Below are 20,716 nucleotides of genomic sequence, written 5' to 3'. Positions count from 1 at the left end.
TCATGCTGAGCCCTCAGGACGTGGACGACGTCTTCGACGACGAGACGTTCCTGGAGGAATGCTTCGCCGATGTCCAGCGGCTGCTCCTGGGACCCCGCCGCGCGCGCGGCGCCGACACACTCGTTGGTGTCCCCTCCGGCCGCTTACGGCTCACTGTCAGGCCCGGTGCCCCCGGCCCCCTCGGCCGCTGCTCCACCGTCCGGATCGACCCGGCGGCACCCGCCACCGGGCGGCTCGAATTCGTCCTCGCCGAAGACGGCTCGCTCCTGGGCCTCGCCGATGCAGGAGCCCTCGATGGCTGGCGCACCGCCGTTACCTCCGGCCTCGCCGCCCGCTTCCTCGCGCCCCCCGGCCCCCATGTGCTCGGCCTCTTCGGCGCGGGCGAGCAGGCATGGGCCTGCCTCCTCGTGCTGCGTCACGCCCTCCCCTCGCTCGCCGTCGTCCGCGTCGTCGGCCGTGACCGGGTCGGCACGAAGGACTTCGCCCTCGCCGCCGGCCGGCACACCGGTCTCGAGGTCGTCGCCGCGGAAGACGCCCGCGCCGGGGCCCGGCACGCGGACGTCGTGGTCGCCACCGACGGCCACCCGCCGATCCATGCCGACTGGCTCACCGCGGGCGCCCTGCTCATCGACCAGACCGACACCACCCGCCCGGCCCGCCCGAACCGGCCCGCCCGCCAGGCCGTCCGCAGCGTCTGCCTCGCGCCCACCCCCGAGGCGGCCGGCTGCGTAGCCCTCGGGGAGATCGTCGCCGGCCGCGCCCTGCCCCGCCGCACCGGCGCCGACGTCGTCCACTACCGCTGCGACGATCTGGCGGGCTGGGACACCGTGGCCGCCTCCGCAGGCTTGCGCCAGGCATGGCGCCGCGACCTCGGCACCGCCCTCTCCGCGGGCCGTACCCGCCGCTGACGCAAGGGCGTCATCCAGCCGTCTTCTAGGTCTCCGCTAGGGCCCCGCGAGCCATGTCGCCGAGGGTGGCAGTCCCGTCCCCGGCACAGTCGCCGCCGGACTCCCGGACGATGAGGAGAGCGCTGCCATGTCAGCTGAGCAGCCCGGCCCCACCACGAGCGGGCCGGCCACCTTCGTCAACAGCTTCACCCTCCACACCACGCCCGAGGAGTTCGAGGAGGTCTTCGCCCGTACCGCCCGGTTCCTCGAGGACCGGCCTGGCTTCCTCGGCTACAGTCTCGTCCGCCACGTGGACGAGCCCGACCGGTACGTCAACATCGCCCGCTGGGCCGACCCGGCCGCCTTCCGCGCCGCCGTCACCGACGCAGGATTCGTGCCGCACGCCCAGGCCCTGCGGGCGATCAGCACCAGCAGCGCCAACCTCTACGTCGAGCGCCGCACCGTCACCGCGGAGACCCGATGACGCGGCGCGTCGCCATCACCGGCATCGGCGTGATCGCCCCCGGCGGCATCGGGACCAAGCAGTTCTGGGACACCCTCACCGCAGGCCGCACTGCCACCCGGACGATCAGTCTCTTCGACCCCGCCCCCTTCCGCTCCCGGATCGCGGCGGAGTGCGACTTCGACCCGCTCGAACACGGCCTCGTCGGGGAGCATGTCGAACAACTGGACCGCGCCGCCCAGTTCGCGCTCGCCGCGCTGCGCGAGGCCCTCGGCGACAGCGGCCACGCCACCGACCCCGCGCAGGCCCACCGCACCGGCGTCAGCCTCGGCAGTGCTGTCGGCTGCACCCAGAAGCTGGAGCAGGAGTACCTCGCCCTCAGCGGCGGCGGCAAGGAGTGGCTGGTCGACCACACCGCCGCGGGAAGCCGCCTCTACGACCAGTTCGTGCCGAGCTCCATGGCGGCCGAACTCGCCTGGGCCGCCGGTGCCGAAGGGTCCTGCACGGTCGTCTCGGCCGGCTGCACCTCCGGCCTCGACTCGATCGGCCACGCCGCCGCGCTCATCCGCGAGGGCTCCGCCGACGTGATGATCGCCGGAGCGACCGACGCCCCGATCTCCCCGATCACCGTCGCCTGCTTCGACGCCATCCGTGCCACCTCGCCACGCAACGACGACCCGGCGACCGCGCTCCGCCCCTTCGACCGCACCCGCAACGGCTTCGTCCTCGGCGAGGGCGCCGCCGTCCTGGTCCTGGAGGAGCTGACCGCCGCCCGCCGCCGGGGCGCCCGCGTCCACGCCGAGATCGCCGGCTACGCCTCCCACGGCAACGCGTACCACATGACCGGGCTCCGCCCCGACGGACGGGAACTGGCCGCCGCCGTCACCGACGCCCTCGCCGAGGCCCGGCTCCCCGCGGACGCCCTCGGCTACGTCAACGCCCACGGCACCGCCACCCGGCAGAACGACGTGCACGAGACAGCCGCCCTCAAGCGCGCCCTGGGCAGCCACGCGGCCCGCGTCCCGGTCAGCTCCATCAAGTCGATGATCGGCCACTCCCTGGGCGCCATCGGCTCCATCGAGGTCGCCGCCACCGCTCTCGCCCTCTCACTCGGTGTCATCCCCCCCACCGCCAACCTCCACCACCCCGACCCCGAACTCGACCTGGACTACGTGCCGTTGCACGCCCGGGAGACCCGTACGGACGCCGCTCTCACGGTGGGCAGCGGCTTCGGCGGCTTCCAGAGCGCCATGGTCCTGCGGCTCCCCGAGGGGAGGACCGCATGACCGTCGTCGTCACCGGGATGGGCGTCGTCGCCCCCACCGGCCTCGGACTCGACCGCTACTGGGCGGCCACCCTCCGCGGCGAGTCAGGCATCCGCCGGATCCGCGCCTTCGACCCCACCCGCTACCCCACCCGGCACGCCGGCGAGGTCACCGGCTTCGAGCCGGCCGACCACCTGCCCGGCCGGCTCGTCCCGCAGACCGACCGCATGACCCAGTTCGCCCTCGCCGCCGCCGACTGGGCCCTCGCCGACGCGGCCGTCGACCTGGACGCCATACCCGCGCTGGACCGGGGCGTCGTCACCGCCGGCGCTTCCGGCGGCTTCGGCTTCGGACAGCGTGAACTCCAGCACCTGTGGGGGGAGTCCCCCAAGAAGGTCAGCGCCTACATGTCCTTCGCCTGGTTCTACGCCGTCAACACCGGCCAGATCTCCATCCGGCACGGGCTCAGCGGCCCCACCAGCGTCTACGTCGGCGAACAGGCCGGCGGCCTCGACGCCCTCGCCCACGCCCGGCGCCAGGTGCGCTCCGGCACCCGGCTGATGCTCTCCGGCGGCACGGACTGCTCGCTCTGTCCGTACGGCATGGCGGCCCAGCTCGCCGGCGGCCGACTGAGCCCCGGGGCGTACCGCCCCTTCGACGACCGCGCCAGTGGGCACCTCCCCGGCGAGGGCGGCGCCATGCTCGTCCTGGAGAGTGCCGGGCACGCGCGGGACCGCGGCCGTCACCCGTACGGCGAGATCGCAGGCTTCGGCTCCACCTTCGACCCTCGTCCCGGGTCCGGCCGCCCGCCGAACCTGCGGCGCGCCGTCGAACAGGCCCTCGCCGACGCCGGTACGGAGCCGGGGGAGATCGCCCTCGTCCTCGCCGACGGCGCGGGCCGGCCCGAAGCGGACGCCGCCGAGGCCGCTGTACTCACCGAGGTCTTCGGCCCCCGCGGCGTCCCCGTCACCGTGCCCAAGACGGGCACCGGCCGCCTCTACTCCGGCGCCGGACCGCTCGACGTCGTCACCGCCCTGCTCGCCCTGCGCGACGGCCTCGCCCCACCCACCACCTACGTCGACCGGGTGCCCGAGGCGTACGGCCTCGACCTGGTCACGAACCGGCCGCGCCCCCTCACCGGCACCGCTGCCCTCGTCCTCGCGCGCGGCCACCACGGCTTCAACAGCGCCCTGGTCGTCCGCTCCGCGGACCGCGCCGTCGCCGCCGGAGCCGCCGCGTGAACACCGGAGAGCTGTACATCCAGGCCACCGGTACCTGGCTGCCCCCCGCCGAACGGATCGCCGACGCCGTCGCCGACGGCCGCTGCGACCCGGCCGTCGCCCGCGCCATCCGCATGGAATCCGTCACCGTCTCCGCTGGCGACGCCGGCCCCCAGATGGCCGCGCGGGCCGCCCGTACCGCGCTCGGCCGGGCAGGCGCCGGCCCCGCCGACATCGACCTGGTGCTGCACGCCAGCTTCTACCACCAGGGCTTCGACATCTGGGCGCCCGCCTCGTACGTCCAGCACCACTCGGTCGGGAACCACTGCCCGGCGATAGAGGTCGGCCAGGTCTCCAACGGCGGCATGGCCGCCCTCGACCTGGCTTGGGCATATCTCACCGCCGGTCCCGGCCGGTCCGGCGCTCTCCTCACCACGGGCGACCGCTTCTGCCCGCCCGGCTTCGACCGCTGGCGCAGCGATCCCGGCACCGTGTACGCCGACGGCGGCACCGCACTCGTCGTCTCCCGGCACCCCGGCTTCGCCCGGGTCCGCTCCGTCGCCAGCGTCTCCACCCCCGATCTGGAAGGCATGCACCGCGGCGACGACCCCTTCGCGGCCGCCCCGCTCGGCCATCGGCCCGTCGTCGACCTGGAGGCGCACAAGCGGGACTTCCTCGCCCGCTACGGCACTTCGCCGGCCGTCGCCCGGGTCTCGGCCGGCCAGGAGACGGTGGTCAAGCAGGCACTCGCCGAGGCCGGTCTCGGCCTCGGCGACATCGACCGCTTCGTCCTGCCCCACCTCGGCCACCGCCGGCTCCACGTCGCCTACCTCGCCAGGTTCGGCATCGATCCCGACCGCACCACCTGGTCCTGGAGCCGCACCGTCGGCCACCTCGGCGCGGGCGATCCCTTCGCCGGACTCGACCACCTCGCCACCGAAGGCACGCTGCGACCCGGCGACACCTGCCTCCTCTTCGGCGTCGGCGCCGGCTTCAGCTGGTCCTGCGCCGTCGTCGAGATCCGCACCCCGCCGCCCTGGAGGAACCGATGACCGACCGCTCGGCGAAGGCCCCGGGATCGCCCGACGAGCGTCCCATTGCCCTGTTGCTGCCCGGCCAGGGCTCCCAGCACGTCCGCATGGCCGCCGGACTCCACGGTGTCGAACCCGCCTTCACCGACGCCGTGGACGAGGCTCTCGCCGCGCTCACCGCCCACGGCCCGCTCGGCCACCGGAAGGCCGACCTGCTCGAGGACTGGCTCCACGGGTACGACAGCGCGGTCATGGACCACGTCACCCGTTCCCAGCCGCTCCTCTTCGCCGTCGACTACGCCCTCGGCCAGCTCGTCCTCGACTGGGGAGTCCGTCCCGTCGCCCTGCTCGGCCACAGCATCGGCGAGGTCGCTGCCGCCGTCCTCGCCGGGATCTTCACCCTGCGGGACGCCGCCGCCCTCGTCCACGACCGGGTCACCCGGCTCGCGGACGCCCCGTCCGGCGGCATGGTCGCGGTTGCCGCCTCCCTGGAGGAACTCGCCCCGCTGCTCGGCGGCGAGGTCGTCGTCGCGGCCGTCAACGCCGTGCGCCAGACCGTTCTCGCCGGATTCGCCGGACCGCTGCGCGCCACCACCGAAACGCTGCGGACCGCCGGCTTCGTGGTGCAACCGGTGGCGGCCTCCACCGCCTTCCACAGCCCGGTGCTCGCCCGCGCCATGGAGGGTGCGGACGAACGGATCGCCACCCTGCCGGTCGGCGACCCCGTCATCCCCGTGATGTCCGGCTACACGGCGAGCCCGTTGACCGCCGCCGAGGCGAAGGAGCCCGGCTTCTGGTCACGACAGCCCCTCGAACCGGTCCTCTTCCGGCCGGCCCTCGACGCCCTCCTCGACGGACGGGACCTGGTCCTCGTCGAGGCCGGGCCCGGCCAGGGCCTCTCCCAGCTGGCCCGCCGCCACCCCGCAGTCCGCTCAGGCCGGTCCGCCGTCGTCCCTCTGCTGCCGGCCGCCCCCGGCCCTCCCGAGGCCGACCTCGCCTCCGTGCGCGCAGCGGCCGAACAGTTCCGGCCCGGGGCGGAACGCCGAGTCGGCAGGGTGTAGCCCTCGTCGAGTGCCCCTGGAGGCGGCGCCGTTAGCGTCGGCAGCGGCCTTCCTGCCATCTCCCCCGTGTACGGCGTGGACGCACCGGACCAAGAGCACCCGCCGGCCAACGTGCCGGACCGACGCGCCACGCACCAGACCTGCCCCGCCACGGACCCCAGGGTCCCTTCCCAGGACGGTGTCATGCTGACCGAGCAGACCAACAGCGAGCTGGGCCGCCACCTGCTGACCATCCGAGGCGTCCAGTTCATCTTCGGCGCCCAGGGCGACCCCTTCGCCCGGATCCTCCGCGCCGGCGACGACGACCCGCTCAGCCACGGAGAACGCGCCCGCGAGCAGGGCCTGCACGAGAGCGCGTCCGGCGCGTGGGTCACCGCGAGCCACACGCTGGGCGCGCGGATCCTCGACGACCCCCGCTTCTCCGCGCGCCATCCGGAGGAGGGCCCGCAGCACCACCCTGGCGTCGACGTCTGGGAGAACCCGCTGCTCTGCCACGTCGTCCCCGTCGACGACGCCCGGCTCAACCTCGAACCCGCCGCGTACGAGCGGCTCGCGCGGATCGCCGCCCCGCTCCTCGGCGCGGGCGCCCTGGCCGACCGCGCCGCCGACGTGGAACGCGTCTACCGGGAGGCGGTCGCGGCCGCCGACGCCCGCTTCGACCTCTACCGGGACGTCGCCGTCCCCGCCGCGCTCACGGTGGTCGCGGAACTGCTCGGTCTGCCGCCCGGCGGCCGGGAGCGGATCGCCGAGCTGCACGTCGGCCTGGCCACCGCCTTCGACGCCGGACACTGTCCACAGCAGCTCCCCGTCGCACGCGCCTTCCTGGAGGCGGAGACCGCGCTCTCCGACGAGCTGGCCTCCCTCGTCGCCTCCGACCGCGCCAGCGGCCTCGTCGGGCTGGCCGGAGCGGACCCGCAGGACGCCGTCACCATCGGTGTACTGGCCGTGGTCGTCGGCGTCGAGGCCACCGCGACCGCCGTGTGCAACGCCGTGGAGACCCTGCTGGCCCATCCCGCGCAGTGGGAGCGTCTGACGCGCGACCCGTCCTTCGCGGCGGCGGCGGTCCGGGAGGCGCTGCGCCTCGCGCCGCCGCTCCGGTTCGAGAGCCGGATCGCCCGCGAGTCCGTCGAGTTCGACGGGCAGACCGTCGAGGAGGGCCGGCGGATCGTCGTCCTCGTCGACGCGGCCAACCGTGATCCGGAGGTCTTCCCGGAGCCCGACGCTTTCGATCCGGAGCGCCCCGAGGGCCGCTCGCTGACCCGTACCGGCGGCCCCGCCGACGCCGTCACCGCCAACCTGGTCCGGATGCAGACCGAGGCGGCCGTCCGGGTCCTCGCCGAGCGGCGACCGGCCCTGCAGATCGGCGCCGAAGTGCTGCGCCGGGCCCGCTCCGCCGTCCTGCGCGGCGTGCTGCGCTTCCCCGCCGCATGATCCGCGCCACGGTCGCCACCGACGTCGTCGAAGGGAGCACCCGATGCGCGTTCTGCTGACCGCGTTCGCCCAGGACGCCCATCTCAACGGCATCGTGCCGCTGGCGTGGGCGCTGCGCACCGCGGGCCACGAGGTGCGGGTGGCCAGCCAGCCCGATGCGATCGGGTCCATCACCCGGGCGGGCCTGACCGCCGTCCCGGTGGGCGACGACCACCGCATGGACGACGTCATCCGTACCGTCGGGCACGGGATGCTGCTCCACCATCTGGACCGCGACTACCTGGAGAACCGGCACGAGCGGCTGAGCACCGACTACCTGCGGGCCTCCAACGCGATCCTGACGTCGACCTTCTACCCGCAGATCAACAACGAGTCGATGATCGACGGGCTGGTGGAGTTCTCCCGGTTCTGGCGTCCCGACCTCGTCCTCTGGGAGCCGTTCACCTTCGCCGGGGCCGTCGCGGCGAAGGCCGCGGGGGCGGCGCACGCCCGGCTGCTGGCCTTCCCAGACCTGTTCGCCCGCACCCATCTGGAGCTGCGCGGCCGTCAGGCCGGGCTGCCGCCGGAGCTGCGCGACGACCCGATGGAGGAATGGCTCGCCTACACCCTCGACCGGCACGGGAGCACGTTCGACCCCGACGTCGTGACCGGCCAGTGGTCGGTCGACCAGATGCCCGCCGGGGTGCGGATGGAGCTGGGCCTGCCCCGGCTGCCCATGCGGTACGTGCCGTACAACGGTCCCGGTCCCGCCGTGGTCCCGGAGTGGCTGCGAGAGCCGCCGGAGCGGCGCCGGGTCTGTCTGACCCTGGGGCTGACGATCCGGGACACGGAGTTCCCGAACGCCATCGATCTCGACGAGGTGCTCACCTCGGTCGGTGACCTGGACGTGGAGGTCGTCGCCACCCTGGGCGAGACCGAGCTGGCCGGGGTCTCCAAGGTCCCGGACAACGTCAGGGTGGTCGATCACGTCGCCATGCTGGCGCTGCTGCCCACGTGCGCGGCGATCGTGCACCACGGCGGGGCGGGCACCTGGGCGACGGCCGCCGCCTACGGGGTGCCGCAGGTGGCGCTGGGCTGGATGTGGGACGCCATCTACCGGGCGCAGCGCCTGGAGGACCTGGGTGCGGGGCTGCACCTGCACTCGGAGGGGCTGACCGTGGAGGTACTCCGCGACAAGCTCGTCCGGGTGCTGGACGACCCGTCCTTCCGGGACGGGGCGCGGCGCCTGCGGCGGTCGATGCTCCTGACGCCGACCCCCAATGAAGTGGTGCCGGCCATCGAGAAACTGACAGCACGTCATCGTGCGGCGACCGCCGCGCGATGACGCACTCACGGCGGTGCGGGCGTGCCGGACGGCATCGCCCGCACCGCCGTACGACAGGAGGGAACGGCGTGGACATCCTGGTGACCGGCGCGGCCGGCTTCATCGGCTCCCACTTCACGCGTACGCTGCTGGGAGGCGGCTTTCCCGGGCACGGGGACGACCGGGTCACGGCCCTGGACCGGCTGACCTACGCGGGCACCCTGCACAACCTGCCGGTCGGGCACCCGCGGCTCGACTTCGTCCGCGGTGACGTCTGCGACACGGCCCTCCTGGACAAGGTCGTGCCGGGGCACGACGCCGTGGTGCACTTCGCCGCGGAGTCGCACGTGGACCGCTCGGTGGAGGGCGCCGAGGCTTTCGTGCGCACCAATGTGCTCGGCACCCAGGCTCTGCTCGACGCCGCCCTGCGACACGGCGTCCGGGTCTTCGTGCACGTCTCCACGGACGAGGTGTACGGGTCGATCACCGAGGGACGCTGGACCGAGGAGGAGCCCCTGCTCCCCAACTCGCCCTACGCGGCGTCGAAGGCGTCCGCAGACCTCTTCGCCCGCGCCTACGCCCGTACCCACGGACTCGACGTACGGATCACGCGGTGCGCCAACAACTACGGACCCGGGCAGCATCCGGAGAAGCTGATCCCGCGATTCGTCACCCGGCTCCTCGACGGACTGCCGGTGCCCCTGTACGGGGACGGGTCGCACCTGCGGGAGTGGCTGCACGTGGACGACCACTGCCAGGCGGTGCGACTCGTGCTGGACCGGGGCCGGGCCGGGGAGATCTACAACGTGGGGGGCGGTACCACGCTCACCAACCGGGAGATGACCGCTCGGCTGCTCGACCTGTGCGAACGGGACTGGGAACTGGTGGAGCGGGTCGAGGACCGCAAGGGGCACGACTTCCGGTACGCGGTGGACGATGCCAAGATCCGGCGCGAGCTCGGATACGCCCCCCGCCGTTCACTCGACACCGAACTGGCCGCGACGGTGGCCTGGTACGCCACTCACCGTGATCACTGGGAGGCTGGCGGAGCCCGCCCGCCCACCCCTTGCTAAAACTTGAATATCCGGGGCGGCCTCCCCTATGCTCGCGGAGTACCCAAATTTGAGCTCCTACAAGCGAGCGCCGGCAAGAAGGGGTGGGCATGGCTGACGCCGAACTGGCGGTCCGGACCGAGGCTCTGAGGAAGAAGTACGGCGACAAGGAGGCCCTCTCCGGGTTCGACTTAGAGGTGCCGCGGGGGGTGGTCTACGGACTGCTCGGCCCGAACGGCGCCGGCAAGACCACCGCGATCCGCGTCCTGTCCACCCTTCTGAAGGCCGACGGGGGAACGGCCCGCGTGGCCGGCTTCGACGTCTCCGCCCAGGCCGCCCAGGTCCGGCAGCGGATCGGCCTACTGGGCCAGCACGCCGCCGTCGACGAGGACCTGAGCGGCCGCCAGAACCTGGTGATGTTCGGCCGCCTCTACCACATCGGCAAGCGGAACGCGCAGCGCCGCGCCGACGAACTCCTCGAGCGTTTCAGTCTCACCGAAGCCGGCAACAAGCCGGCGAAGCAGTACTCCGGAGGCATGCGCCGCCGCCTCGACCTCGCCGCCAGCCTCATCCTCGCCCCTGGCGTCCTCTTCCTCGACGAGCCCACCACCGGGCTCGACCCCCGGGGGCGCAACGACGTCTGGGAATCCGTCCGCGGCCTCGTCGCCGACGGGCGCACCGTGCTGCTTACCACGCAGTACCTCGAAGAGGCCGACCAGCTCGCCGACATGATCTCCTTGATCGACGGCGGCCGGGTCGTCCGGACCGGCACTCCCGACCAGCTCAAGAACCACCTCGGCGGCGACCGCATCGAGGTCGTCCTCCGCAGACCGCACGACCTCGAACCGGCCGGCCGGATCATCGGCTCGCTCCTGGGCGCCGCCCCCGACGTCGACCGTGACAACCGCCGCGTCGGCGCCGTCGTCAAGGACCGTGTCGCGGCCCTCACCTCGGTCGCCCGCACCCTCGACGAGAACGGCATCGAGGCGGAGGACATCGCCCTGCGCCGCCCGACCCTCGACGAGGTCTTCCTCAGCCTGACCGGCCACGGAACAGCCGTCTCCGCCGAGTCGCGCGACAAGGAGGTCACCCCCTCATGACCGCGATCACCACCCCCGAGGTGCCGACCAATCCGATCGCCAAGCTGGGCTGGGTCCTCGCCGACTCCTGGACCCTCACTCTGCGCGGGCTCTCCCACTGGGCGCGCAACCCCACCCAGGTCCTCGCCGGGCTCGCCTTCCCGATCCTGATGGTGCTGCTCTTCGGCGGCATCTTCGGCAGCGGGATGCAGGTCGAGGGTGGCGGGGACTACATGGACTACCTGATGCCCGGCATGTTCGTCATGTCGATGGCCTTCGGCATCGGCGAGACCATGGCCGGGGTCACGGCCGACGCGTCCAAGGGCGTCACGGACCGCTTCCGCTCCATGCCGATGTCGGCCGGGTCGGTCGTGCTCGGCCAGTCCATCGTGAACATGCTCTACAGCAGTGTGGTCCTCGTCATCCTGATGGGATGCGGCGTCATCGCCGGCTGGTCCTGGCAGGACGGCTTCGCCCCGGCACTCGGCGGCTTCGCCCTGCTCCTGCTGCTCCGGTTCGCCCTGCTCTGGGTCGGCATCTACCTCGGCCTCGTCATCACCTCACCGGAGGGGGCCTCCGCCGTCTACACGCTCCTCTTCCCGCTGGGCATCGTCGCCAACACCTTCGCCTCCCCGGAGATGATGCCGGGCTGGCTCGGCACGATCGCCGAATGGAACCCCCTCTCCTCCACCGCCCATGCCACTCGTGAGCTCTTCGGCAACCCGGGCGTCGGGGGCACCTCCTGGATCGCGGAGAACGCCATGCTGATGTCGTTCGTCTGGCCGCTCCTGATCTTCCTGGTGTTCTTCCCGCTTGCCGTCCGCAAGTACCGCGCCCTGAGCCGGTAGCGGAATCCGACCGGGGTGCGGGCCGGGCAACCCCCGAACCGGCTCGCATCCCTCCTCTGCCTCCCGGGCCCCGGCACGGGCACGGGAGGCCCCGCCGAGCAGGGGCCGAGAGCCCCGCGAGGCGGAGTCGACCGACCTCGGATCGGGGCGTCCTAGCGTGCGGGACATGACACTCTTCGACATCCCCATCGCCGGACTCGACGGGACCACCGACCTGCTCGCCCGCCACCGGGGCAACCCCCTGCTCATCGTCAACGTCGCCTCCGGATGCGCGCTCGCCGCCGACCAGTACCCCGCGCTGGAGGCGCTCGCGCAGCGTCACCGGGCGGACGGCCTGGTCGTGGTCGGCGTGCCCTGCAACCAGTTCGGCGAGCAGGAGCCGGGCACCGCAGAGGAGATCACCGCTCAGTGCGCCGTACGCCGGATCACCTTCCCCCACACGGAGAAGACCGAGGTCAACGGGGCCGGCCGGCACCCGCTCTACACAGCCCTGACGCCACTCGCCGACGCGGAGGGCCACACCGGTGACGTGCGCTGGAACTTCGAGAAGTTCCTCGTCTCCGGCGTCGGCCACCCGGTGGGCCGTTTCGCGCCCACGGTCGGCCCCGAGGACGGCGATCTGCTGAAGGCCGTCCGCGCCCAGCTGCGGTGAGTCCGAGGGGCCGACGATGCCGCACTTCAGAGCGCCCGTCCCAGGACGACGCCACGTCATCTGCCGCAGAGAGGACCATTCGTGAACCAGACGCCGCCCACCGCACCCGACGAGGGCATCCAGGTCGTCGGTGCCCGGGAGAACAACCTCAGGAACGTCTCGCTCGTCATCCCCAAGAACCGGATCACGGTCTTCGTCGGCGTCTCCGGATCCGGTAAGTCCTCCCTGGTCTTCGACACCGTAGCAGTGGAGGCCCAGCGGCAGCTCAACGCCACCTTCCCGTGGAACATCCGGCACGACCTCCCCAAGTTCGAGCGTCCGCACGTCGACGCGGTCACGAAGATCACGACTCCGGTCGTCGTCGACCAGCGCCCCCTCGGCGGCAACGCCCGCTCGACCGTCGGCACCGTCACCGACGTCTACACCGTGATGCGCGTGCTGTTCGCCAACCACGGCAACGACGGTCTCGGCCAGACCTGGCTGTACTCCTTCAACGATCCCAAGGGCATGTGCCCCGAGTGCGAGGGACTCGGCCGCGCCCGCCGCCCCAACCCCGAGCTGATGATCGACCGTTCACGGTCCGTGGCGGAGGGCGCAATCCTCGTGCCCGGACACACGGTCGGCAGCACCAGCTGGCAGTTCTACGCCCGCTACGAGCGCATCGACGCCGAAAAGAGGATCGCCGACTACACCGAGGAGGAGCTGCACACCCTCCTCTACGGCAGTGGCGGCACCGTCGAGATCACCTACCCCAACGGCAACGTCCTGGCCCTCAGGTACGAGGGGCTCGTCGACAGCTTCGTCCGCCGTCATCTCAAGCGGGACTCCGCCGGCATGAGCAAGGCAGCCCGTGACGCGGCGGCCGAGTTCTTCACCGAGGGCCGCTGCCCCACCTGCGACGGCGCTCGCCTCAACCAGAAGGCGCTGGCCACCCGGATCGGCGGCCGGAACATCGCCGACTGGTCCCAGATGCAGGTCAGCGACCTGATCGAGGTTGTCGCCGCGCTCCAGGAACAGCTGGACACGCCCCTCGTCACCACCATCCGCGAGACGCTGGAGCAGATCGCGTCGATCGGCCTGGGCTACCTCACCCTGGACCGCTCCACCTCCAGCCTCTCCGGCGGCGAGGGCCAGCGCCTCAAACTGGTCAACCACCTCGGCAGCGAACTCACCGGCCTCACCTACATCTTCGACGAACCCAGCGTCGGTCTGCACCCGCGCGACGTCAGCCAGCTCAACGAGCTGATCCGGGCGCTGCGCGACAAGGGCAACACCGTCCTCGTCGTCGAGCACGACCCCGACGTGATGGCCGTCGCCGACCACATCGTCGAGATCGGTCCGCGCGCCGGTGTACACGGCGGCACGGTCGTCTTCGAGGGCTGCCACGCCGAACTGAGGGAGGCCGACACCCTGACCGGGCAGGGCCTGCGTCGGATCGGCGGACTCAAGGAGACCTCGCGCCCCTTCAGCCGGACCCTGCCGGTCCGCGACGCCACCGTGCACAACCTGAAGAACGTCTCCACCGAGATCCCGGTCGGTGTCCTCACCGCCGTCACCGGGGTCGCCGGCGCCGGCAAGAGCTCGCTGATCGCCCACGCGTTCCGCGGGCTGTACCCGAAGGCGGTGTTCGTCGACCAGTCGTCCATCCCGCGGTCCTCCCGCTCCACCCCGGCCAGCTACCTCAAGCTGATGGACCCGATCCGGAAGCTCTTCGCCAAGGCGAGCGGCGAGGACGCCGGCCTCTTCAGCTTCAACTCCAAGGGCGCCTGCGAGGAGTGCGAGGGCCGTGGCGTCCTCATCACCGAGGTCGCCTACATGGACCCGGTCACCACCCACTGCGAGAGCTGCCAGGGACGCCGCTTCAAGGAGTCGGTGCTCCGCCACCGGGTGCGCGGCGCGAACATCGCCGAGGTACTGGAGATGTCGGCGGAGGAGGCCGCCGGGTTCTTCCCCTCGGGTCCGCTGCGCACCCGCGTCGGCGCCCTGACGGAGACCGGCATCGGCTACCTCGGCCTCGGCCAGTCACTGGCGACCCTGTCCGGCGGCGAGCGCCAGCGGCTCAAGCTCGCCGACCGGCTCTCCGGCACCGGCACTGTCTACATCCTCGACGAGCCGACCACCGGCCTGCACCTCTCAGACATCGACATGCTGCTCGGCCTGCTCAACCGGATCGTGGACCGGGGCAACACCGTCGTCGTCATCGAGCACGACCTCGCCGTTGTCTCCCAGGCGGACTGGGTCATCGACCTCGGTCCCGAGGGCGGCAACACAGGCGGCGAGGTCGTCTTCACCGGCACGCCCGCCGAGCTCCTGCACGCGCCGCACTCACACACGGCGGAGCACCTGCGGCTGCTCCTGGGCCGCCCCCTCCCGACGGCCTGACGCGCCCCGCGGACGGCTCCTGTCCCGGACAGCGTCCGCGGCCCCCGCGGCGAAGAACGGCTCGGGGGCCGTGGCGCGGGTGAGCGCCACGGCCCCCGAGGGCCTGTCGAGGGTCAGACCCCGTCGTGGTCGACCCGGCGGTGCCGGACCGCCCAGCCGCCGCCGGCGACCGGGACCAGCTCGTCCTCGCAGACGGCGCTCAGCCGCAGGGTGGTCGGGCCGCCGGGCGGGGTCACCAGGACCTGCGCGTAGGAGCGGGCACGGACCGCCCCGTCACCCGCCGGGTCCACGGTGAGCATGGCGAAGACATGCCGGCGCTGCTGCGGGTCCGCCGCGAGCCGCGCCTGGTTGGCGCGGACCGCGGCGGTGATGGCCGTCCGGCCGCGGACCGGCTCCGCACCGGAGTTCTGGCCGAAGACGCCGTCCTCGGTGAACGTGGCCGCCCACTCCCGCGCGCGGCCCTCGTCGAGGTGACGCATCTGCTCGGCGTAGAACCGCTGCACCGAGACGTACACCTCCTGGCTGACGGGTCCGGCGGCGCGCAGCACGCTCGCGTGGGCCGCCGCGTGACCGAGGGTGGCCCGGCTGTTGCGGCCGAGGGCCTCACGGACGAACTCCCGTGCGCGGGCGACGTCGCCGTCCGGGCCGAGGACGTCCCGCACGGCGCCGGGAGCGATCCGGACGGTGTGCCGGGAGGTGACGACGCAGCCGTCGCAGTCCTCCTGGAAGATCCACTCACCGGTGTGGGCATGCATGAGCGCGGGGGTGAGGGTCTGCTTGTAGACGATCCGCTCGGCCGGGAAGCAGATCCGCACGGACCGGGTGGTGTGGGTGGAGCCGTCGGGGGTACGGGTGTCCATCTCCAGGACCTGTTCGCCGGGGACCTCCTCGGTGAGGGAGACCCGGGCGACGTGCGGCAGCCGCTCGGTCCACCGGTCGGCGGCACGGATGAACTCGTAGGCGTCCTTGGCTGATCCGTCGACGCGCGCGGTGTCGTCGAAGGTGAGGACGAGGCTGTCGGCGGCCGTCTCGGCGGCGGCGCGCAGCGCCTGGAGCTCGGCGCCGGTGTTGGTGTCGACGGCGCGGCGGATCCAGGCCACGTTCTCGGGGTCATCGCCGACCGCGGTGAAGCTGTGGGTGAAGCGCACGCGGGCACGGCACTCCCCCAGCGGTTCGATGCGCCAGGTGCCGCCCATGCTCGCCACCGGCGCCTGGGAGCGTTCCTGACGAAACGTCACCATCAGTGCCGCGCGGTCGAGTTCACGAAGGGAGGTCCAGTTCTTGACGGCACCGTTGGCGGTCGCCCAGATCCGCAGGCGCTCCACTCCGTCCTTACCCGCACCACCCTCCAGGACGTCGACATGGAGGGTGGGCGGGAAGTGCACCGGCCAGCGGGCGGCGTCCGCCACCAGGTCGTAGACCGCCTCGGCAGGGGCGTCCACCTCGATCTCATGGACCGTCCCGTGCACGGCGGGGGCGGCAGGGAGCTGCGCGTTCTCGTCGGGCATGGCTCACTCCTCAGTAGTTTCCGAGGCCGCCGCAGACGTTGATCGCCTGCGCGGTGACGGGAGCGGCCGCGTCGGTCACCAGGTAGCCGACCATGCCCGCCACCTCCTCGGGGGTGGTGTAGCGGCCGAGCGGGATCTTGGCCCGGAAGCGGCCGAGGACATCGTCCTCGGTGATCTCCCAGGCGGCGGCGTACCCCTGGCGGACCCGGACCGCCATCGGCGTCTCGACGTATCCCGGGCAGACCGCGTTGACGGTGATCCCGGTCTTGGCCAACTCCAGGCCGAGCGCCTTGGTGAAGCCGACGACGCCGTGCTTGGAGGCTGAGTAGGGGGCGCCGAGGACGACGCCCTGCTTGCCCCCGGTGGAAGCGATGTTGACGATCCGGCCCCAGCCGATGTCCCGCATCCCACCTGTCGTGAGCACGGCGCGGCTGAGGCGGAAGACGCTGTCGAGGTTGGTGGCCATCACGTCGTCCCAGAGCTCGTCGGTGAGCGTGTGGGTCGCACCGCCGCCGCTGCGGCCGGCGTTGTTGACCAGGATGCCGACCGGCCCGTAGCGCGCCACGGCTGCCTCGACCAACTGACCGGTCCCGGTGGACTCCCGTACGTCGCAGGAGGCACCGTCCACCTCGTGGCCCTCGGCGCGCAGTTCTTTCACGGTCAGCGCGACACGGTCGGCGTCCCGGGCGCAGAGGAAGACGCGATGGCCGTCGGCGGCCAGGAGGCGGGCCACAGCGAGCCCGATGCCGCTGGTGGCGCCGGTGACGACAGCGGTCCTGCGGGTGCGTTCGGTCATGACGTGCTCAGCCCTTTCGCGTGCAGAACTCGGTGACGGACTCGATGACGTAGTCGACCATCTGCGGTGTGAGTCCCGGGTGGACGCCGATCCAGAAGGTGTCATCGGTGACGATGTCGCAGTTGGTCAGCCCGTCCACGATCCGGTAGTCCACGTCCTCGTAGGCGGGATGGCGGGTGATGTTGCCGCCGAAGAGCCGCCGGGTGCCGATCCGGCGCGACTCCAGGAAGTCGACCAGATCGCGGCGGGTGAAACCGGCGTCGGGCAGCACGGTGAGGACGAAGCCGAACCAGCTCGGGTCGCTGCCGGGGGTGGCACGCGGCAGCAGCAGTCCCGGCACGTCGGCCAGGCCGGCGTGGAGCCGCTGCCAGTTGCGCCGGCGGGCCGCGCCGAAGTCGTCGATCCGGCGCATCTGGCTGAGCGCCAGCGCCCCTTGGAGGTCGGTGGCTTTCAGGTTGTAGCCAACGTGGGAGAAGATGTACTTGTGGTCATAGCCGGCCGGCAGCGTCCCGAGCTGGTAGTCGAACCGCTTCAGGCAGGTGTTGTCGGTGCCCGGTTCACACCAGCAGTCCCGGCCCCAGTCCCGCAGCGACTCGACGATCCGGGCGAGTGCGAGGCTGGAGGTGAGGACGCACCCGCCCTCCCCGGCGGTGATGTGATGCGCGGGGTAGAAGCTGACCGTCGACAGGTCGCCGAAGGTGCCGGTGAGCCTGCCCTGGTAGGTGGAGCCGACCGCGTCGCAGTTGTCCTCCACCAGGAAGATGTCGTGCCGTGTGGCGAGTTCGGCGACCTCGGCGACGGGGAACGGGTTGCCGAGCGCGTGGGCGATCATGATCAGGCGGGTGCGCGGGGTGATCGCCGCCTCGATCTGTTCGAGAGAGGCGTTGTAAGTGCCCAGCTCGATGTCGACGAAGACGGGCTTCAGCCCGTTCTGGACCAGCGGGTTGATGGTGGTGGGGAAGCCCGCCCCGACGGTGATGGCCTCGTCGCCGGGGCGCAGCCGCGCGTCCTGCAGCTTGGGCGACGTCAGCGCCGTGACCGCCAGCAGGTTCGCCGACGAGCCCGAGTTGACCATGTGTGCCTTGCGGCGCCGGAAGTAGCGGGCGAACTCGCTCTCGAACTTCCGGGTCCGCACTCCGGCGGCGATGCGCAGTTCGAGCGCCGCCTCGACGAGCGCGATCCGGTCCTCCTCGTCGAGAACCGCCCCGGCCGACAGGATCGGGGTGACCCCGGCTTCGAAGGCGGCGGGCTCCTGTTCCTTGTGGAACGTTCGGGCCAGGTTCAGGACCTGTGACTTGGTGTCCGGCATCTCCGGCATCTCTGGCATCTCCGCCTCAGCTGTGGTAGGTGTCACGGGGCACCGGTCCGGCGCCGGCGCGGTGCTCGGCGACCAGTCGCTCGATGACCGGGACGATCTCGTTCGGGCTGGGCACGGCGAGCAGCTCCTCCTGGAGCCGACGGGCGCCTTCCGCGTACGACGGCTCGGTGAGGAGCCGGCGGACCTGGGTGCGGACCGCTTCCGGGAGGTGCTCGGTGCTGGGCAGGCAGATGCCCGCCCCGATCTCCTCGAGGCCGCGGCCCATGACCTCGGTGTCCCAGCCGAAGGCGAGGATCAGCTGCGGAACGGCGTGCAGTTCCGCGGTCGCCTTCGTGCCGACGCCGCCGTGGTGCACGACGGCGGCGCACGTGGGCAGCAGGTCGTTGAGCGGGACGAAGTCGACGAGGCGGACATTGTCCGGGAGGTCCTCGGCCGCCATGCTCTCCTCGTCGGCGGTCGCGACGATCTCGGCGTCGAGTTCGGCGAGGCCGCCGAGGAGCTTGCGCATGTCGACGCCGGTGTCAGCGGCGGACGACCCGAGCGTCACGCAGACGCGGGGGCGCTCCGGAACGGTCCGCAGCCAGTCGGGGACGACGGCGGGGCCGTTGTAGGCGACGTGCCGGACCTGGACGGTCGGCAGGCCCAGGTCGAGCTGGGTGCTGGGCGGGGTGGTGTTCACCGTCCACTCGCCGGTGACCATGGTCGCGGTGTAGCCGTCCGGCGAGCCGATCCGGGCGAGGGTACGCTCCAGCCACTCGGCGGTGGGATCCTCACGGTGCTCGGGCTCCTGCTCGGCGGCCAGGCGCAGGAACTCCTGGCGGGCACGGACACTGATGTCGGGACCGGAGACGAGCCTGCAGTGGGCGGCCCCGGTGGCGCGGGCGGCGAGGGCACCGGCCAGGGTGAAGGTCTCCCAGACGATGAGGTCGGGCTCCCAGGAGCGGGCGAAGGAGACCAGTGAGTCGACCATGACGTCGTTGTTGAGGGCGCCGTACAGGGTCGGCACCATGACGTTCTCGAGGGCGAGGAGCTGCTCCCAGGTCCAGGGATGGTCGCCGCGTGCGGCGAAGTCGAATCCCTGGACGTGCGCGGACGCCTCGTCGTGGAGGGCGCCGAGCAGGCCCATCTCCTCGACCGGTCCGAGCGACCACTCGACCGGGACGGCGGTGAGGCCGGTGCCGGTGATGACATCGGTCAGCTCGGGCTGGCTGGCGATCCGGACCTCGTGGCCCGCGGTGCGCAGGGCCCAGGCGAGCGGCACCAGGGGGTGGTAGTGGGTGTGGTGGGCCAGGGACGTGAATAGGACCTTCATCGGGTCTCCTCCTCGCCGAGCAGTGCGGGCACCCGGATCAGGCGGCGGGTGACGGGGGCCCGGCGCGCGCGGACCGGCGCACCGTCGGAGCGGACGTGCGGGAAGCGGACGGCGAGGTGGCGCAGCGCCTCCTCGGCGACGGCGCGGGCGCCCGGGAGAAGCAGCCTCGCGTAGGGGGCGGGCGCCGTGCCTCCCGGTTCGGGGACGAGGGTGACCCGGTCCCCGGCACCGATGCGGACACCCGCCGCCTCCAGCGGGGTGAGGGCGGTCAGGGGGTGGAGGTGCCAGGGCCCGTGCGTGGGGGTGGCGGCACGGACGGCCGCTGCGGCGGCTGCCGGGTCGCTCCCTGCTCGTGCCCACTCCCCGGGCCGGTCGGCGAGGCGCAACAGCGCCTCGCCGAGGAGGTCGGTGGCGGCCCGGGTACCGGCGACGGCGAGGACGAGTCCGGCCTCGCCGTGTCCCGACGAGGCCAGGAGTTCCCGCAGTCCGCGCACACCGGCGGCGGCCCGTACGGTGGCCGCCAGGCTTTGCGGGCAGAGCAGGGCGTCCACGGCCGGCGCGGTGTCCGCGACAGCGGCGGCGAACTCCGCGTGCCGGTCCTCGGCCACACCGAGCAGGGCGGCGTAACCGGTGGCGGCGAGCGGGGCCGCCACCGCGGTGATCAGATCGGCTGGTCCCGGGCGGAGGCCAGCCACGGCCTCAGCGATCAGCCGTCGCAGGACCGTCGCGGCGGCGCGGACGGTGCCCCGGCCTCCCCGGTGAGCGAGGCCACGGGCGGCGGCCCGCTGCCGGTCCGGAGCGGGCAGCCAGGGTTCGGCCTGCGGAACGGCCGCCGCCACCACGAGAGCGGGGTGGCCGAGCAGTGCGGGCAGGGCGGCCGATCCGGCGACCCAGGTACCGAGCCGGCTGCGCCACAGCGGTCCGCGCTCCGCACAGGCCGCGTGAAGTCGTGCGGTGTGGTCGTCGAAGCCGCGCACCAGACAGGCGTACGGGTCCCCGTCGCCGGGCACGAACGGTTCGCCGTTCACCGAGTAGAGCCACTGTGCCGCGTGTACGAGCTGTAGTTCGCGTCCCAGCTCACTGATCGCCGCTGTCACCGAGCCACCTC

General features: G+C 72.5%; 18 protein-coding genes. 13 read left to right on the top strand and 5 right to left on the bottom strand.

The annotated features are described in order from the left end of the window. The first annotated feature begins 2 nt into the window (after positions 1 to 2). From SZN_RS07205 to SZN_RS07145, 13 genes are all read left to right on the top strand, one after another. Positions 3 to 908, top strand: coding sequence for a hypothetical protein (locus SZN_RS07205; protein ID WP_244313316.1), 906 nt, complete (start codon positions 3 to 5; stop codon positions 906 to 908). A 127-nt stretch (positions 909 to 1,035) separates the two neighbouring features. Further along, positions 1,036 to 1,371: an antibiotic biosynthesis monooxygenase family protein gene (locus SZN_RS07200; protein WP_007492833.1), complete on the top strand. Its 336-nt coding sequence runs from the start codon at positions 1,036 to 1,038 to the stop codon at positions 1,369 to 1,371. Continuing rightward, positions 1,368 to 2,636 (top strand): beta-ketoacyl-[acyl-carrier-protein] synthase family protein, encoded by a 1,269-nt coding sequence (locus SZN_RS07195; RefSeq protein WP_007492831.1) that lies wholly within the window; start codon positions 1,368 to 1,370, stop codon positions 2,634 to 2,636. The genes SZN_RS07200 and SZN_RS07195 overlap by 4 nt, the downstream gene beginning before the upstream one ends. Further along, on the top strand, positions 2,633 to 3,856 hold the full coding sequence (locus tag SZN_RS07190; RefSeq protein WP_007492829.1) for a ketosynthase chain-length factor: 1,224 nt from the start codon (positions 2,633 to 2,635) through the stop codon (positions 3,854 to 3,856). Before SZN_RS07195 ends, SZN_RS07190 begins: the two co-directional genes overlap by 4 nt. After that, the gene (locus SZN_RS07185; protein ID WP_007492826.1) at positions 3,853 to 4,887 is read left to right on the top strand and encodes a ketoacyl-ACP synthase III family protein; all 1,035 of its coding nucleotides are present in this window, start codon (positions 3,853 to 3,855) and stop codon (positions 4,885 to 4,887) included. The genes SZN_RS07190 and SZN_RS07185 overlap by 4 nt, the downstream gene beginning before the upstream one ends. Continuing rightward, complete coding sequence (locus SZN_RS07180; RefSeq protein ID WP_007492824.1) at positions 4,884 to 5,927, top strand: acyltransferase domain-containing protein; 1,044 nt, start codon at positions 4,884 to 4,886, stop codon at positions 5,925 to 5,927. Before SZN_RS07185 ends, SZN_RS07180 begins: the two co-directional genes overlap by 4 nt. 183 nt (positions 5,928 to 6,110) lie before the next feature. Next, positions 6,111 to 7,358: a cytochrome P450 family protein gene (locus tag SZN_RS07175; protein WP_007492822.1), complete on the top strand. Its 1,248-nt coding sequence runs from the start codon at positions 6,111 to 6,113 to the stop codon at positions 7,356 to 7,358. 43 nt (positions 7,359 to 7,401) lie between these two features. Then, on the top strand, positions 7,402 to 8,682 hold the full coding sequence (locus SZN_RS07170) for an activator-dependent family glycosyltransferase (RefSeq protein ID WP_007492821.1): 1,281 nt from the start codon (positions 7,402 to 7,404) through the stop codon (positions 8,680 to 8,682). Positions 8,683 to 8,750: 68 nt separating this feature from the next. Continuing rightward, positions 8,751 to 9,734 (top strand): dTDP-glucose 4,6-dehydratase, encoded by a 984-nt coding sequence (rfbB, locus tag SZN_RS07165; protein WP_007492819.1) that lies wholly within the window; start codon positions 8,751 to 8,753, stop codon positions 9,732 to 9,734. Positions 9,735 to 9,823: 89 nt separating this feature from the next. Then, positions 9,824 to 10,813, top strand: coding sequence for a daunorubicin resistance protein DrrA family ABC transporter ATP-binding protein (locus SZN_RS07160; protein WP_007492817.1), 990 nt, complete (start codon positions 9,824 to 9,826; stop codon positions 10,811 to 10,813). Next, the gene (locus tag SZN_RS07155; RefSeq protein WP_007492815.1) at positions 10,810 to 11,640 is read left to right on the top strand and encodes an ABC transporter permease; all 831 of its coding nucleotides are present in this window, start codon (positions 10,810 to 10,812) and stop codon (positions 11,638 to 11,640) included. The genes SZN_RS07160 and SZN_RS07155 overlap by 4 nt, the downstream gene beginning before the upstream one ends. A gap of 166 nt (positions 11,641 to 11,806) precedes the next feature. Continuing rightward, entirely contained in the window at positions 11,807 to 12,292 is a 486-nt protein-coding gene (locus SZN_RS07150; protein WP_007492812.1) for a glutathione peroxidase, read from the top strand. 81 nt (positions 12,293 to 12,373) lie between these two features. After that, a complete protein-coding gene (locus SZN_RS07145; protein WP_007492810.1) occupies positions 12,374 to 14,674 on the top strand; it encodes an ATP-binding cassette domain-containing protein in 2,301 nt (766 codons plus the stop codon). Between the two features lie 113 nt (positions 14,675 to 14,787). Here SZN_RS07145 and SZN_RS07140 read toward each other — a convergent pair whose 3' ends face one another. From SZN_RS07140 to SZN_RS07120, 5 genes are read right to left on the bottom strand one after another with little or no spacing between them, the layout of a single operon-like run. Further along, positions 14,788 to 16,182, bottom strand: coding sequence for a nuclear transport factor 2 family protein (locus SZN_RS07140; protein ID WP_007492809.1), 1,395 nt, complete (start codon positions 16,180 to 16,182; stop codon positions 14,788 to 14,790). A gap of 10 nt (positions 16,183 to 16,192) precedes the next feature. Then, the gene (locus SZN_RS07135; RefSeq protein WP_007492808.1) at positions 16,193 to 16,978 is read right to left on the bottom strand and encodes an SDR family NAD(P)-dependent oxidoreductase; all 786 of its coding nucleotides are present in this window, start codon (positions 16,976 to 16,978) and stop codon (positions 16,193 to 16,195) included. Positions 16,979 to 16,985: 7 nt separating this feature from the next. Continuing rightward, a complete protein-coding gene (gene rfbH, locus SZN_RS07130) occupies positions 16,986 to 18,287 on the bottom strand; it encodes a lipopolysaccharide biosynthesis protein RfbH (RefSeq protein WP_043729060.1) in 1,302 nt (433 codons plus the stop codon). A 25-nt stretch (positions 18,288 to 18,312) separates the two neighbouring features. Next, positions 18,313 to 19,608 carry an activator-dependent family glycosyltransferase gene (locus SZN_RS07125; protein WP_007492806.1) on the bottom strand — a complete coding sequence of 432 codons (1,296 nt, stop codon included), beginning with the start codon at positions 19,606 to 19,608 and terminating at the stop codon, positions 18,313 to 18,315. Then, positions 19,605 to 20,705, bottom strand: coding sequence for a cytochrome P450 family protein (locus tag SZN_RS07120; RefSeq protein WP_007492805.1), 1,101 nt, complete (start codon positions 20,703 to 20,705; stop codon positions 19,605 to 19,607). Before SZN_RS07120 ends, SZN_RS07125 begins: the two co-directional genes overlap by 4 nt. Positions 20,706 to 20,716: the final 11 nt, after the last annotated feature.

The organism is Streptomyces zinciresistens K42 (assembly GCF_000225525.1).
GTDB classification, from domain to species: domain Bacteria; phylum Actinomycetota; class Actinomycetes; order Streptomycetales; family Streptomycetaceae; genus Streptomyces; species Streptomyces zinciresistens.
The sequence above is the reverse complement of the archived record's forward strand: the minus strand, read 5'-3'. Positions and strand labels throughout refer to the sequence as shown.

Coding starts and splice junctions, on each gene's coding strand:
- SZN_RS07205 (WP_244313316.1), top strand. CDS start 3: ATGCTGAGCCCTCAGGACGTGGACGACGTCTTCGACGACGAGACGTTC.
- SZN_RS07200 (WP_007492833.1), top strand. CDS start 1,036: ATGTCAGCTGAGCAGCCCGGCCCCACCACGAGCGGGCCGGCCACCTTC.
- SZN_RS07195 (WP_007492831.1), top strand. CDS start 1,368: ATGACGCGGCGCGTCGCCATCACCGGCATCGGCGTGATCGCCCCCGGC.
- SZN_RS07190 (WP_007492829.1), top strand. CDS start 2,633: ATGACCGTCGTCGTCACCGGGATGGGCGTCGTCGCCCCCACCGGCCTC.
- SZN_RS07180 (WP_007492824.1), top strand. CDS start 4,884: ATGACCGACCGCTCGGCGAAGGCCCCGGGATCGCCCGACGAGCGTCCC.
- SZN_RS07175 (WP_007492822.1), top strand. CDS start 6,111: ATGCTGACCGAGCAGACCAACAGCGAGCTGGGCCGCCACCTGCTGACC.
- SZN_RS07170 (WP_007492821.1), top strand. CDS start 7,402: ATGCGCGTTCTGCTGACCGCGTTCGCCCAGGACGCCCATCTCAACGGC.
- SZN_RS07160 (WP_007492817.1), top strand. CDS start 9,824: ATGGCTGACGCCGAACTGGCGGTCCGGACCGAGGCTCTGAGGAAGAAG.
- SZN_RS07155 (WP_007492815.1), top strand. CDS start 10,810: ATGACCGCGATCACCACCCCCGAGGTGCCGACCAATCCGATCGCCAAG.
- SZN_RS07150 (WP_007492812.1), top strand. CDS start 11,807: ATGACACTCTTCGACATCCCCATCGCCGGACTCGACGGGACCACCGAC.
- SZN_RS07140 (WP_007492809.1), bottom strand. CDS start 16,182: ATGCCCGACGAGAACGCGCAGCTCCCTGCCGCCCCCGCCGTGCACGGG.
- SZN_RS07135 (WP_007492808.1), bottom strand. CDS start 16,978: ATGACCGAACGCACCCGCAGGACCGCTGTCGTCACCGGCGCCACCAGC.
- rfbH (WP_043729060.1), bottom strand. CDS start 18,287: ATGCCGGACACCAAGTCACAGGTCCTGAACCTGGCCCGAACGTTCCAC.
- SZN_RS07125 (WP_007492806.1), bottom strand. CDS start 19,608: ATGAAGGTCCTATTCACGTCCCTGGCCCACCACACCCACTACCACCCC.